Annotated in this window: 11 protein-coding genes; 4 read left to right on the top strand and 7 right to left on the bottom strand. The window is 68.3% G+C overall.

The genetic code is table 11. From position 1 onward, the window contains the following. Positions 1 to 35: 35 nt before the first annotated feature. Entirely contained in the window at positions 36 to 443 is a 408-nt protein-coding gene (locus ACOQFR_RS08610; protein ID WP_421380841.1) for a hypothetical protein, read from the top strand. Positions 444 to 671: 228 nt separating this feature from the next. On the opposite strand, the gene ACOQFR_RS08605 is transcribed toward ACOQFR_RS08610, so the two are convergent. Beyond that, positions 672 to 1,796, bottom strand: a complete 1,125-nt coding sequence (locus ACOQFR_RS08605; RefSeq protein WP_421380838.1) for an inorganic phosphate transporter — start codon at positions 1,794 to 1,796, stop codon at positions 672 to 674. Positions 1,797 to 1,800: 4 nt separating this feature from the next. Continuing rightward, positions 1,801 to 2,430, bottom strand: coding sequence for a DUF47 domain-containing protein (locus tag ACOQFR_RS08600; protein ID WP_421380835.1), 630 nt, complete (start codon positions 2,428 to 2,430; stop codon positions 1,801 to 1,803). Positions 2,431 to 2,691: 261 nt separating this feature from the next. Here ACOQFR_RS08600 and ACOQFR_RS08595 point away from each other — a divergent pair, with 261 nt between their 5' ends. Further along, positions 2,692 to 4,062, top strand: coding sequence for a hemolysin family protein (locus tag ACOQFR_RS08595; protein WP_421380832.1), 1,371 nt, complete (start codon positions 2,692 to 2,694; stop codon positions 4,060 to 4,062). Positions 4,063 to 4,105: 43 nt separating this feature from the next. Next, positions 4,106 to 4,708, top strand: a complete 603-nt coding sequence (locus ACOQFR_RS08590; protein ID WP_421380829.1) for an exopolysaccharide biosynthesis protein — start codon at positions 4,106 to 4,108, stop codon at positions 4,706 to 4,708. Positions 4,709 to 4,741: 33 nt separating this feature from the next. Here ACOQFR_RS08590 and ACOQFR_RS08585 read toward each other — a convergent pair whose 3' ends face one another. From ACOQFR_RS08585 to ACOQFR_RS08575, 3 genes are all read right to left on the bottom strand, one after another. Then, a complete protein-coding gene (locus ACOQFR_RS08585) occupies positions 4,742 to 6,817 on the bottom strand; it encodes a putative bifunctional diguanylate cyclase/phosphodiesterase (protein ID WP_421383249.1) in 2,076 nt (691 codons plus the stop codon). Between the two features lie 41 nt (positions 6,818 to 6,858). Beyond that, a complete protein-coding gene (locus ACOQFR_RS08580; RefSeq protein WP_421380826.1) occupies positions 6,859 to 7,791 on the bottom strand; it encodes a phosphate/phosphite/phosphonate ABC transporter substrate-binding protein in 933 nt (310 codons plus the stop codon). Positions 7,792 to 7,891: 100 nt separating this feature from the next. Further along, complete coding sequence (locus tag ACOQFR_RS08575; protein ID WP_421380823.1) at positions 7,892 to 8,668, bottom strand: RNA methyltransferase; 777 nt, start codon at positions 8,666 to 8,668, stop codon at positions 7,892 to 7,894. 104 nt (positions 8,669 to 8,772) lie between these two features. Here ACOQFR_RS08575 and ACOQFR_RS08570 point away from each other — a divergent pair, with 104 nt between their 5' ends. Then, positions 8,773 to 9,579 carry an inositol monophosphatase family protein gene (locus tag ACOQFR_RS08570; RefSeq protein WP_421380820.1) on the top strand — a complete coding sequence of 269 codons (807 nt, stop codon included), beginning with the start codon at positions 8,773 to 8,775 and terminating at the stop codon, positions 9,577 to 9,579. Positions 9,580 to 10,493: 914 nt separating this feature from the next. On the opposite strand, the gene secF is transcribed toward ACOQFR_RS08570, so the two are convergent. Next, positions 10,494 to 11,429 (bottom strand): protein translocase subunit SecF, encoded by a 936-nt coding sequence (gene secF / locus ACOQFR_RS08565; RefSeq protein ID WP_421383247.1) that lies wholly within the window; start codon positions 11,427 to 11,429, stop codon positions 10,494 to 10,496. Positions 11,430 to 11,484: 55 nt separating this feature from the next. Next, positions 11,485 to 13,362, bottom strand: coding sequence for a protein translocase subunit SecD (gene secD / locus ACOQFR_RS08560; RefSeq protein WP_421380817.1), 1,878 nt, complete (start codon positions 13,360 to 13,362; stop codon positions 11,485 to 11,487). Positions 13,363 to 13,416 lie beyond the last annotated feature (54 nt).

Raw genomic sequence — 13,416 nt, 5'->3', positions numbered from 1 at the left:
TAACGCTCCCCACGCTTTCCGAATCCGACCCCCCCATGCAGAACTTCGAACAGATCCGCGGCCACGTCCAGGGCAAGTACAAGCTCACGGCCAGCGAACCCTACCTGCTGTGCGTGCAGCTCTCGATGGCCCAGGGCCGCCGCCACCAGAGCATCTTCCTGTCGGAGCTGGTGGGCGACGACGGACGCGCCTACCTGCGCGTGAACACCGTGCTGGCGCCGATGACCGGCATCGACCCGCGCCGCATGCTGTCGTTCAACTGGCAGAGCCGCGTGGGCTATCTCGCCATCGGCGAGCTCGATTCCGTGCCCTACCTGCAGCTGTGCGAGAACCGCCCCTACGACACCCTCACCGCCGCCGAACTCGACCGCCTGGTGCTGGAAATCGGCGGCCTGGGCGACCAGATGGAACGCATGCTTTCGGCGGGTGGGGATCTGCTTTAAACGCTTTGCCGCGAATTTGCGCGGATGGCGCGGATAAGAGCGGATTTTTTTGACGCGGATTAACGCGGATTACGCGGATAGAGCAAATAGCGGTTGATCCCGGCCGACGTCCGGAGGCGGCGAAAAGCACTTCGGCTTCCTGATTGATCTGCTCTTGTCCGCGTCATTCCGCGTCAAATGCCCTATCCGCTTTTATCCGCGCCCATCCGCGCAAATCCGCGGCAAAAATCAATCCCACCCCAGCGCCATGAGCAATTTCAGCAGCAGGTAGGCCAGCCCGCCCGCGGCCGGGATGGTCAGGATCCAGGCCCAGACGATCTTCTGGATGACGGTCCACTGCAGCGCGCGCGGGTTCTTGGCCACGCCCACGCCCATGATGGCGGTGGAGATGCTGTGGGTCGTCGAAACCGGCATGCCGAAGTGAGCGGCCAGGGTCAGGATGGTGGCCGAGCTGGTTTCCGCCGCGAAGCCGTGGATGGGATGCAGCTTCACCATCTTGTGGCCCAGGGTCTTGATGATGCGCCAGCCGCCGGCGGCGGTGCCGGCCGCCATCACGATGGCGCAGGTGATGACGATCCACAGCTCGATGCCGTCCCCGTCGCCCGGATGCATGAAGGCCAGCCAGGACGGCAGGTTGTCCAGCGTGCCCGCCGCCTCCGCGCCGATCAGGGCCAGCGCGATGATGCCCATGGTCTTCTGCGCGTCGTTGGTGCCGTGCGCGAAACCCATGTAGGCCGCGCTGACAATCTGCGCCTTGCCGAACACCGTGTTCACCCAGCGCGGCCGGGAGATGCGCGCGATCCAGCCGCCGGCGCCGTTCATCGCGCTGATGATGGCCATCAGCGCGCCCATCAGCACCAGACCCAGCGTGAAGCCGGCCACCGGCGAGCTGATCATCGGCACCACCACTTTCCAGAAGATGCCCTGGCTCTTGGTCCAGTCCTCGGCCGCCCGCGACCAGATCAGGGCGTCGAAGCTGTTGTCGGCGGCGGCCAGCGCCGCGCCGCACAGGCCGCCGATCAGGGCGTGGCTGGAGGAGGACGGCAGGCCGAACCACCAGGTGATCAGGTTCCAGATGATGCCGCCCGACAGCGCGCAGATGATCAGCTGGGACGTGACCTCCACCACCTGGTCGTCGATCAGGCCCGAGGAGATGGTCTTGGCCACGGCGGTGCCGGCCAGGGCGCCGATCAGGTTCATGAAGGCCGCCAGGGCCACGGCCTGGGTCGGGTTCAGCACCTTGGTGGCCACCACGGTGGCGATGGAATTGGCGGTGTCGTGGAAACCGTTGATGTACTCGAACACCAGGGCCGTCAGGATGACGACCAGCACCAGAATCAGGGCGGCGGTCATGGGATCAGGCGTTCTTGAGCACGACGCCGTAGATCACGTTGCCGGCATCGCGGCAGCGGTCGATGGCCTTCTCCAGGATCTCGAACAGGTCCTTCAGGATCAGGTAGCGCATGGGGTCGGTTTCGTGGGTGTAGGTGTCGCGGTAGAGCTCCAGGATCAGGCGGTCGGCTTCGGCCTCGATGGCCTGCAGCTTGTCATTGAGGACCTTGGTGGTTTCCAGGTTCATGCCCTTGCGCAGCAGGCCCACCATTTCCTCCAGCACCGCGCAGGCGCGCTCGAGCATGGCCGCGCGCGAGACGAAGTCCACGTCGCCCACGCGCTCGTGCGCCAGCGAGTAGCGCTCGGCGAATTTCTCGACCACCTTGGGGATCTTGTACAGGGCGTTGGATAGCGCCTCGATGTCCTCGCGCTCGAGCGCGGTCACAAAAGTGTTGACCAGTTCCTGGCTGATCTCGGCGGCCAGGCCCTTCTCGCGCTGGCGGGCCAGCTTGAAACGCTCCAGCGAACGCTGGGCCGGCGGCGTGGCCAGCAGTTCGCCCAGGGCGCGGGCACTTTCGCGGGCGGCGGCGGCGCTGGATTCGAGCAGGCCGTAGAACTTGTCGCCTTTGCCGAAGATGGTCTGGAGGGAAAACATGCGGGGCCCCGTGGCTGGCCGGGAACGCCCCGGCCCTCAAGATGACGGCAATATTACAACGCCCGCCCGCTCAGCGACCGTACGGCAGGCCTCTCAGGCCCGGGGCCAAGCCCCGGCAACGCGGCTGAAACCCCGGTGCAACACGGGCCCGGCCGGGCGCCGGCCCGGCTGCCGACACCGGACCGTCCGACCGCCTGTGGCATAGTTGCCCCTCCCCGCCACCCCTGAACGGAAGCCCGTGCCGGCCCCTGCCGGCGGCCCATGACCCTTGCTTTAGCCATCGTCCTGTTCCTGATCCTGTGCAACGGCTTCTTCGCCCTGTCGGAGATGTCCGTGGTCGCGTCCCGCAAGCCCAAGCTGCGCCAGATGGCGCAGGAGAGCCGCCGCGCCCAGGCCGCTCTCGCCCTGGCCGAGCACCCGGAGCGTTTCCTGTCCACGGTGCAGGTGGGCATCACCTCCATCGGCATCCTCACCGGCATGTTCGGCGGCGATGCGCTGGGCAATGGCATTGCGGCCGCGATCGCACCGCTGGGCCTGGAGCAGTTGATTGGTGGCGGCCTGCAGCCGGTTCTGGCGTGGCTGGGCATGAACCTGGACGTGAACCAGGCCCTGGGCACCGCCCTGGCCGTGATCCTGATCACCTACTTCTCGATCATCCTGGGCGAACTGGTGCCCAAGCGCATCGCCCTGCTGGCGCCCGAGAAGTTCGCCAGCGGCGTGTCGCTCCCGATGTCCTGGGTCTCGAAGATCGCCGCGCCCTTCGTCTGGCTGCTGTCGCTGAGCACCCGCACCATCCTGCGGCTGCTGGGCCTGAACCAGGGCAGCGACAACCAGGTCTCGGAAGAGGAAATCCGCCTGCTGGTGGCCGAAAGCCACGAACAGGGCGTCATCGACTCCGACGAGCGCAACATGATCAACCGCGTGCTGCGCCTGGGCGACCGCAGCAGCGCCGGCCTGATGACGCCGCGCACGCGCATCACCTGGCTCGACGCCGCCGCCAGCGCCGAGGAAAACCTGGCGACCATGCGCGAGACGCCCTATGCGCGTTACCCGGTCTACCGTGGCAACGACACCGAAGTGCTGGGCATCCTGGAAGTGAAGTCGCTCACCGGCCTGATCGCCGCCGGCACCGACGGCCCGCCCGACCTGTTCCGCAACCTGCGCCCGGCCCTGTTCGTGTCCGAATCCACGCATGCGCTGAAGCTGCTGGAAATCTTCCGCGAGGAGCAGCAGACCCTGGCCCTGGTGGTGGACGAATACGGCGACATCCAGGGCATGGTCTCGGTCACCGACCTGCTGGGCGCCGTGCTGGGCCGCGTGCAGGCCACCGAAACCAGCGAGGACGAGGCCCTGGTGATTACCCGCCAGGACGGCTCGCTGCTGGTGGACGGCCGCCTGTCCACCGAAGACCTGCGCGAGCTGCTGTCTCTCAACGCCCTGCCCGGCGAAGAGGAGCACGACTACCACACGGTGGCCGGCATGGTGATCGCGCGCTTCGGCCGCATCCCGCATGCGGGCGAGCTGTTCGACTGGCAGGGCTGGCGGGTCGAGGTGGTGGACCTGGACGGCGCCCGTATCGACAAGCTGCTGATCGCGCGCCTGCCCGACCCCGAACTGGCCGAGGGCAGCTGAAGGTTTAGGACCGATAAAGCCGGCCGACGCCACACTCGCCGCAATGAGCCCCGAAATCAGCACCCGCGCCCTGCTGCACGCCCTGGTGGAAGGCAGCGGCGACCGGGACCTGAGCCTGGGCGACCTGCTGGACCAGTTCCAGGAGCGCGCCTTTGGCGTGTTCCTGCTGATCAGCGTGTTGCCGGCCTTCGTGCCGCTGCCCATCGGCGCCGGCGCCATCAGCGGCCCGCTGGTCAGCCTGATCGGCTTGCAGCTGCTGTTCCAGCTTGAGCACCCCTGGGTGCCGCGCTTCCTGTCGAAACGCGAACTGTCGCGCAGCAGCGTGACCAAATTCCGCGACCGCACCTCGCGCCTGCTCAAATGGCTGGAGAAGGTCAGCCGCCCGCGCGCCGAACCGGTGATCGACCACCCGGTTGCCAAGACCTTCACCGGCCTGCTGCTGGTACTGCTGGGCTTCCTGCTGGCGCTGCCGCTGCCGGCGACCAATTATCCCTTCGGCCTGATCCTGCTGGCCTACGCCATCGCGCTGATCGAACGTGACGGCCGCCTGATGCTGATCGCCTGGGCCCTGGGCATCGCCCAGCTGGTGGTGATGGGCGTGTTCTCCGGCCAGATCGTCAGCTGGGTCATGGCCCTGTTCCACTGACCGCGACCGGCGGGCGCCTTCGCGCCCCCGTCCCTACTCGCGGAAACTGCGCAGGATCTCCGCCGCCGGCACCGGCCGGCCCAGCCAGAAGCCCTGGCCCTGGTCGCAGCCGCGCTCGCGCAGCACTTCGTACTGGCCTTCGGCCTCGATGCCTTCGGCGACCACGGTGATGCCCAGCGAATGCGCCATGGCGATGATGGCCGAGGTCAGCGCCAGGTCATCGGGATCGCGCAGCACGTCGGCGACGAAGCTGCGGTCGATCTTGACGCCATCCACCGGCACCCGGCGCAGGTGGCTCAGGCCCGAGAAGCCGGTGCCGAAATCATCCAGCCACACCTTCACCCCGGTGGCGCTCAGGCGCGACAGCAGGGCGCTGGCCTGCACCTCGTCGCCAAGCACCGCGGTCTCGGTCAGCTCCAGGTGCAGCTGGCGCGGCAGCACGCCGGTGGCGGCCAGGGCGCTGGCCACCACGTCGGGCAGGTCGCCGGTGCGCAGCTGGCGCGGCGAGATGTTCACCGACACGAACGGCGGCTCCATGCCCGGCTGCGACCACTCGGCCGCGTCCTTGCAGGCCTGCACCAGCACGTGCCGGCCCAGGGCCTCGATCAGGCCGCTCTGCTCGGCCACTTCGATGAACACCGAGGGCGGCACCACGCCCAGGCGCGGATGCTGCCAGCGGCACAGTGCCTCGGCGCCCATCAGGCGGCGGTCGGCCAGGCGGTAGATCGGCTGGTAGTGCAGGCTCAGCTCGCCGCGGTCCCAGGCCCCGCGCAGCTCTTCCTCCAGCTGCACGCGGCGCTCCACCGCCTGGTCCATGGCCTTGCTGTAGAAGCGGTAGCAGCCCTTGCCGGCGACCTTGGCCTGGTACATGGCGATGTCGGCGTTCTTGAGCAGCTGGCCGGCGCTGGAGGCATCGAAGGGGAACAGGGTGATGCCCACCGAGGCGCCCAGGAACACCTGCCGCCCGCGCAGCACCAGCGGCCGCTGGATCTCCTCGATCAGCACCTCGGCCAGGCGGCCCGAACTGGCGCGGATGTCCTCGGCCATGAACAGCACGATGAATTCGTCGCCGCCGAAGCGCGCGATCTCGGCGCCGACGCCGCCCAGCCGTTCGACCGACATGCGGATGCGCATCGACAGCTGGCCCAGCACTTCGTCGCCGGCCTCGTGGCCCAGGGTGTCGTTGACGCGCTTGAAGTCGTCCAGGTCCACGAACAGCAGGGCCAGCTCGCCGCTGCTGGCCTGCAGGGTCATCAGGCGCTCGTCCAGCGCCTCGCGGAAGGCCAGGCGGTTGGACAGGCCGGTGAGCGAGTCGGTGTAGGCCATGCGGCGGATGTCGCGATCGTGCCGCGCCACGCTTTCGCTCATGCGCGAGAAGGCGCGCACCAGCTCGCCGATCTCGTCCTGGCGGCTGGACTGCACCCGCACCTCGGCATAGCGGCCTTCCTCGATGCGCGCGGCGGCGTCGGCCAGCTCGGTGATCGGCTGCACGATGCGCCGCTGCAGCAGCACCATCGCCGCCACCGCAATCAGGGCCAAGGCGGCCAGCAGGGCCAGCAGCCAGCCCAGGTGTTCGTTGCTGGCGGCCTGCAGGCGTTCGGCCAGCGGCACCAGCATTTCCTGCTCGCGCCGGTTGGCGTTGTCGCGCGACAGGCCCACGCGCACGCCGCCGATGCGCTGGCCGCCGATCCGGATCGGGCTGGCCACGTCCAGCAGTTTGTCGCTCCATTGGCCGTGCACGGCTTCGGCGTTGAGCGCCTCGTAGGCCATCGGGTCCGACATCGGCTGGCCGAAGGCCGGGATGTCGCCCGAGCCGTCGTGCACCACCTGGCCATCGGCGTCGTGGATCACCACGTACACCACGTCGGGCTGGCGCAGCGTGGCGCGTGCCAGCTCGCCCAGCTTGGCCAGGTCCAGGTAATACAGCGGGTTGGTGGCAGCGTCGGCCAGCTGGCTCGACAGCGTCTGGCCGCGGCTGAGCAGGCCTTCGCGGGCCAGTTCGCGCATGGCGCTGGCGCTCAGTTCGCGCGCATCCTGGTTGCTGCGCTTCTCGTGCCACCACAGCGCCGCGAACAGCGTGACCACCACGATCAGCACGCCGCCCATCATCAGCAGCAGCTCGCCGCGCAGGCCCAACCGGAACGGCAGCCTCACTCCAGCGCCTCGCGCACGTCGCGGGCACCGCGGCGCAGGTTGTCCAGCGTGGCCTGGGTGGCGGCGTCGGGTTCGTAGAAGCCGGTGGTGCGGAAGAACTGGCGCAGCGCGTCGCGCGCCTGCGGATCGGTGCTGGCGCCCAGGAGCACCTGCTTCAGGCGCTCGGCCACCGCCGGGTCCATGCTGCCGCTGACCAGCTCCATCGCGCGCGGCACCGGCGGCGTGGTGTGGATCACCACCAGGTCGCGCCGGAAGGCCTCGGACACGCGCTGCAGCGAATCCCAGTCCTGGTCGCTGAAACCGCCGGCGTCCACCAGGCGCTTGTGCACCCAGGCCGCCAGGTTGGAGTCGGTGTTGGCGAACACATAGCCCACGCTGTTGCTGTCGGCGTCTTCCAGCGGCGAGACCATCAGGCTCATCGGCAGGCCCTGCTCGCGCAGCACCATGGCCGGCACCAGGTAGGCGCTGGTGGAGGACGGCGACTGGAAGGCGATGGTCTTGCCCAGCAGCTGCGACAGCTCGGTGATGCCGCTGTCGCGGCGCACGAAGATGACGCTGCGGTATTCGCGGGCGCCGCTGCGTTCGGTGAGAAGCAGCGGCCGGGCGCCGGCGCGGTCGGCCATCAGCAGGCCGGTGCCCGGGGTTTCGGTGACCCAGTCGACCTTGCCGCGGCGCAGGTAGCTCATCATCTGCTGCGGGTCGCGCGCCATCAGCACGCGGCCCTCGGTGATGCCCACCGAGCGCATGCGCGGCACCACGTAGTCCAGCAGCGGCTGCAGCTGCTCGTAGTGCTTGCGCGGGTCATCGCTCATGCGGCCCAGCACCAGCACACCGTCGGCCGCAGGGGCCAGGCCCGCGCACAGCAGCAGGCAGAGCAGGATCAGGGGCCGGAGACCGCCGGGCGAGGCACTGGAAAACGTTGGCGTCACAAAGGGCTCGGGGGCAGCTCGTCGGCGGGCATGGCTACTGTATGCGTCCGGCCGCGAAGGCGCTAGGCAGGATGCATGCCCCGGCCACCGGGGGGCGTGGTCAAGCCTTCATCGGGCCGCCGCGCGCCAGCCGGGCCATGCGCTGGGCCTCGGCCAGGATTCCGCGCAGGATCTTGAGCTCGCGGGCGTCCAGTCCCGCCCGCAGGTACAGGCGCCGCAGCCGGGCCATCACCATCTCCGGTGGCTTGCCCTTGTGGAAGTCGATGTCGTGCAGGGCCTGGTCCAGGTGGGCGAAGTAGCGCTCCAGCTCGTCGGCGGTGGCCGGCGGCTCCGGCTCGGCGCCGGGCACGGGACGGCCCGAGGGTGCCTCCGGGCCCTGGGTGGCCAGCCAGGCCAGCCTCAGTTCGTAGGACAGCACCTGCACCGCCGCCGCCAGGTTGAGCGAGCTGAAGCCCGGGTTGGTGGGAATGCCCACCGAGGCATGGCAGCGCTGCAGCTCTTCGTTTTCCAGGCCGGTGCGCTCGCGGCCGAACAGCAGGGCCACCGGCCCGCGGGCCGCCGCTTCCACCAGCTGGGCCGCGGCCTGGCGCGGACTGAGCTCCGGCAGCGGCACGTGCCGGCGCCGGGCACTGGTGCCCAGCACGAAATGGCAGCCGGCCAGGGCCGCGTCCAGGTCGGCATGCACCGCGGCCGAGGCCAGCAGGTCGTCGGCCCCCGCGGCCAGGGTATTGGCCTCCACGTCCGGGAAACGCTCGGGGGCGACCAGGTGCAGGCCCGACAGGCCCATGGTCTTCATCGCCCGCGCGGCCGAGCCGATGTTGCCCGGATGCTGGGTGCCCACCAGGACGATGCGGAGGCTTGCTTGGATGTCAGTCATCGATGCCTAGAGCCCCCACTCGGGCCAACCTGCTATTATTCGCGCCGCGCCGGCTCGACCGGCCCCTTGTTCTTCTCACAATCCAGCGGTCATTGGACGGGCATATGCAGAAACCTGTCGTCAACGTCATGGTCAAGGCGGCCCGTTCGGCCGGCAACCTGATCCTGCGTCACATGGGCAAGCTCGACAGCCTGAACGTCTTCGAGAAATCGAAGCAGGACTACGCCAGCGAGGTCGATTCCCAGGCCGAGGCGGAGATCATACGCGAGCTGCGCCGCGCCTTCCCCGACTACGCCGTGCTTGGCGAGGAAACGGGCGCGATGGGCAGTGGCCGCTACACCTTCGTGATCGACCCGCTGGACGGCACCTCCAACTTCCTGCGCGGGCTGCCGCATTTCTGCGTGTCCATCGCCCTGTGCGAGGGCGGCGAGCCGATCCACGGCGTCATCTTCGATCCGCTGCGCAACGAGCTGTTCACCGCCTCGCGCGGTGCCGGCGCCGTGCTCAACGACAAGAAGATCCGCGTGGCCGAGCGCAAGGACCTGCAGGGCGCGCTGGTGATCACCGGCTTCCCGCCGCGCGAGCGGGCGCGCCTGGCGCCGCACCTGGACTGCCTCAAGGGCCTGCTGGCCGAGGCCGAGGACATCCGGCGCACGGGTTCGGCGGCGCTGGACCTGGCCTACGTGGCCTGCGGCCGGACCGACGCCTACTTCGAGGCCGGGGTGAAGCCCTGGGACATCGCCGCCGGCATGCTGCTGGTGCGCGAGGCCGGTGGCCGGGTCTGCGATTTCCGGGGCGGCGGCGACAAGCTGCTGATGTCCGGCCAGCTGGTGGCCGGCAACCTGAAGATCAGCGACTCGCTGCAGCGGGCGATCGTCGCTTCGAACTACGCGGCGGCTTTCTCGGTCTGAAGCTCGCGCGTTGTGGGTCTGGCGCCGGCGTCACCGCGGAAGCGAAGGTCACTTTCTGCTCAGGGAAGCCTTTTATTTCGCAGAAAGTGACCTTCGCTTCCACGGCGCCGCCGGTGCATTCCGCATGGGTTCTCACAGGAAGGCCCGTGGCCGCGCGCTACGATGCTTTCGCGTGTGGGATCAGGATCAAGGCGGGGCATCTCTCCTGCCGATCCGGCGGTTAAACGACGCGGTACACCTGCCACCAGCGCGTCAACGCGTGCGTGTCCACCTGGACACGCGATCCCCTTGGTCGCGCACTGGATGGACGTCGAGACCGAAACACCTGTCCGCCCGGCGGCGGGTGTGGGTTCGTGGCGATCCCGAGACGCGCATCCGGCGGGAAAAGCGAAAAGCTCCCGCGCCTCCGCTGTGCGACGCCGCACACGCTTATGGCTCGTCCTACGTTGAACATTGGACGGCAAGAATCCGACGTGGTCCGCACGCGGACCTTCAAAGTCGCGACACGGCCTGTGAGATGCCGGATTTGCTCCTCACCCTCGCCCCGAACTCACACCCGCCGCCGGGCGGACAGGTGTTCCGAACTTGCCGTCCATCCAACTCGCGACCAAGGGAATCGCGTGTCCAGGTGGACACGCACGCGTTGACGCGTGGGTGGGAAGTGGAGAGAAATGTTTAACCGCGCGATCGGCAGGAGAGATGACCCGCCTCGACCCGGATCGCACACGCGCAAGCATCGGAGCGCGGTGCCACGGGCCTTCCCTACAGCAGCCCGGATGATGTGCACCGGGCGGGTCGCGGAGGTGAAGGTCACTTTCTGCGAAATAAAAGGCCTCTCTGAGCAGAAAGTGACCTTCGCCTCCGCGGCCCGACCGGCGCCGCAACGACCGGCGCCGCGAAACCCGGCGCCGGAATCAGGGTCGCCGGGCGAGCTCGGCTTCGATGTCGTCCTTGGCCTTGGGCATGAGGTCCTGCTTGGTCACGCCGAGCAGCAGCAGCAGCGGGCAGCCCACGAAGATCGAGGACAGCGTGCCGATGACGATGCCGACCATCTGCGATTCGGCCATGCCCTGCAGCGAATTGCCGCCGTACAGGTACAGCGCCACCACCGTCAGGAAGGCCACGAAGGACGTGATGATGGTGCGCGACAGCGTCTGGTTGACCGAACGGTTCAGCACTTCCTTGGCCTCGAGCTTGTGCAGCAGCCGGAAGTTCTCGCGCACGCGGTCGAACACCACGATCTTGTCGTTGATCGAGAAGCCCATCACCGACAGGATGCCGGCCAGCACGGTCAGGTCGAACTCGTGCTGGTTGAAGGCGAACCAGCCGCAGACCAGCAGGATGTCGCCCAGGGTGGCGGTGACGGCCGCGATCGCGAACTTGTACTCGAAGCGCAGGGCGATGTAGGCCAGGAAACCGATGGCGACGAAGATGGCCGCGTAGACGCCGTTGAGCGCCAGCTCGCTGCCGACCTGGGGGCCGACGAAGTCGCTGCGGATCACCCGGCCCGGATTGTCGGGGGTCTGGGCGGCGCGAAGGATCGCGGTGCCCGTCTGCTCGCTTGGCGTGGCCGCCTGCGGACCCTCGCCTTCGCCTTCCGTTTCCGGCGGCTGCAGGCGGATCACGATGTCGGTGCCGGCGCCGAAGGTCTGCACGATCGGGCTTTCGTAGCCCGCCGCGTCCAGCCGCTCGCGCACGCCTTCCACGTCTACGGGCTTCTCGAACATGATCTCCACCACGCTGCCGCCGGTGAAGTCGAGCGCGTAGTTGAAGCCGCGCGTGGCCAGCATGCCGGCCGCGATCGCCGCGAGGGAGAAGAACACCACCAGGGCAGCATGCCGGATGCCCATGAAATTGATCTTGCTGTTGGACGGGAACAGTTCCACGCCGCCTCCTGGAAAACGTTTAGATCGAGATCTTGGCGAGCTTCTTGCGCTTGCCGTAGATCAGGGTGGCGATGCCGCGGGACACCGAGACCGCCGTGTACAGCGAGGTCAGGATGCCGATGATGAGCGTGATGCCGAAGCCGCGGATCGGGCCGGAGCCGAACACCGCCATCGCCAGGCCCGCCAGCAGCGCGGTGGTGTTGGCGTCGGTGATGGTGCCGGAGGCCTTCTCGTAGCCGTTGGCGATGCTGGCCAGCGGCGTGTTGCCGTCGCGCAGCTCTTCGCGGATTCGCTCGTTGATAAGCACGTTGGCGTCGACCGACATGCCTACCGTCAATGCGATACCGGCCAGGCCGGGCAAGGTCAGCGTGGCGCCGATCACCGACATCACCGCCACCACCATCAGCAGGTTCAGCAGCAGCGCCAGGTTGGTCACGATGCCGAACATCTTGTAGTAGACCAGGAAGAACACCAGCACGAAGGCGAAGGACCAGAACACGGCGGTGAGGCCGCGCTCGACGTTCTCGGCGCCCAGGCTGGGTCCGATGATGCGCTCCTCGACGATCACCATCGGCGCCGCCAGCGAACCGGCGCGCAGCAGGCGGGCCAGGTTGGCGGCCTCGTCCTGGCTGTCCAGGCCGGTGGTCTGGAAGTTCTTGCCGAACACGCCCTGCAGCGTGGCGGCGTTGATCACTTCCTCCTCCACCCGCGAGGTCAGCACTTCCTTGCCGTCCACCATGCGCACTTCGGGGATGGACTCGATGTACACCGCGGCCATCAGCTTGCCGACGTTGTCGCGGGTATGGGCCAGCATGCGGTTGCCGCCGGCGTTGTTGAGCTCGATCTGCACGGCCGGGCCGCCGCCCTGCGGGTCGGGGTTGGAGGTGGCGCTGACCAGCTGGTCGCCGGAGACGATGAAGCGGCGTGCCAGCAGGATCGGCCGGCGCTTGCCGTCGGCGCCCAGGTCGCGCGAGTAGTAGAGCTTGGCATTGGCCGGGATCACGCCGGTGCGGGCGGCTTCCACCGCCTCCATGCCGTAGTCGATGACGTGGCGGTATTCCAGGGTGGCGGTGGCGCCGATCAGGTTGCGGGCCTGGGCGGTGTCCTGCACGCCGGGCAGCTGCACCACGATGCGGGTTTCGCCCTGGCGCTGGATCACCTGCTCGCCGACGCCCAGGCTGTTGATGCGGTTGTCGAGCGTGGTGCGGTTCTGCTCGATCGCCGCGTCCATGATGGCCTTGACCTGGGCCTCTGTGACGCGGGCGATCAGGCGGGTCGGGTCATTGCCGGCGACGCTGAGCTCCAGCTCCGGGGCTTCGCGGGTGATCGCAGCGCGGATGGCCGCCATGTCCTGCGGGTCCTTGATGACGACCTGGATGCCGTCGGTGGCGCGCGAGACGCTGGTGTAGGCGAACTTGCCGGTGCGCAGCACCGAGGTGATCTCCTCGGCGAAGGCATTGGTGCGCTTCTCGATCGCCGCCTGCTTGTCCACCTCGAGCATGAAGTGCACGCCGCCCTGCAGGTCCAGGCCCATGGACATGGGCCGGGCGCCGATGCTCAGCAGCCAGTCGGGCACGGTGGACGCCAGGCTCAGGGCGACCGTGTATTCACGACCCAGGTCGGCGCGCAGGGTGTCGGCCACCTTCGTCTGCACGTCGGCGCTGCCGGTGCGGATCAGCAGGCTGCCGTCCTCGATCGCCACCTGCTTGGCCGGCAGCTTGGCGCCGTCGAGCAGGCCGCGCACGCGCAGCACCAGGGCGTCGTCCACCACGCCGCCGCGGTTGGCGGCGATCTGCACGGCCGGGTCCTGCGGGTAGATGTTGGGCAGCGAGTAGAGCAGCGAGAGCGCGATGACCAGCGCGGCTACGACGTATTTCCAGGTGGAATACTGAAGCATGGGCGACAACCGGTGGCGGCCCGGTCAGGGCCGTGGGTGATTCGGATGGGGACG

The organism is Arenimonas sp. MALMAid1274 (assembly GCF_049195245.1).
Taxonomy (GTDB): Bacteria; Pseudomonadota; Gammaproteobacteria; order Xanthomonadales; family Xanthomonadaceae; genus Arenimonas.
This window is presented reverse-complemented; position numbering and strand designations above follow the sequence as displayed.

Coding starts and splice junctions, on each gene's coding strand:
- ACOQFR_RS08600 (WP_421380835.1), bottom strand. CDS start 2,430: ATGTTTTCCCTCCAGACCATCTTCGGCAAAGGCGACAAGTTCTACGGC.
- secD (WP_421380817.1), bottom strand. CDS start 13,362: ATGCTTCAGTATTCCACCTGGAAATACGTCGTAGCCGCGCTGGTCATC.
- ACOQFR_RS08590 (WP_421380829.1), top strand. CDS start 4,106: ATGAGCCCCGAAATCAGCACCCGCGCCCTGCTGCACGCCCTGGTGGAA.
- ACOQFR_RS08575 (WP_421380823.1), bottom strand. CDS start 8,668: ATGACTGACATCCAAGCAAGCCTCCGCATCGTCCTGGTGGGCACCCAG.
- ACOQFR_RS08605 (WP_421380838.1), bottom strand. CDS start 1,796: ATGACCGCCGCCCTGATTCTGGTGCTGGTCGTCATCCTGACGGCCCTG.
- ACOQFR_RS08595 (WP_421380832.1), top strand. CDS start 2,692: ATGACCCTTGCTTTAGCCATCGTCCTGTTCCTGATCCTGTGCAACGGC.
- ACOQFR_RS08570 (WP_421380820.1), top strand. CDS start 8,773: ATGCAGAAACCTGTCGTCAACGTCATGGTCAAGGCGGCCCGTTCGGCC.
- ACOQFR_RS08585 (WP_421383249.1), bottom strand. CDS start 6,817: ATGATGGGCGGCGTGCTGATCGTGGTGGTCACGCTGTTCGCGGCGCTG.
- ACOQFR_RS08610 (WP_421380841.1), top strand. CDS start 36: ATGCAGAACTTCGAACAGATCCGCGGCCACGTCCAGGGCAAGTACAAG.
- secF (WP_421383247.1), bottom strand. CDS start 11,429: ATGGGCATCCGGCATGCTGCCCTGGTGGTGTTCTTCTCCCTCGCGGCG.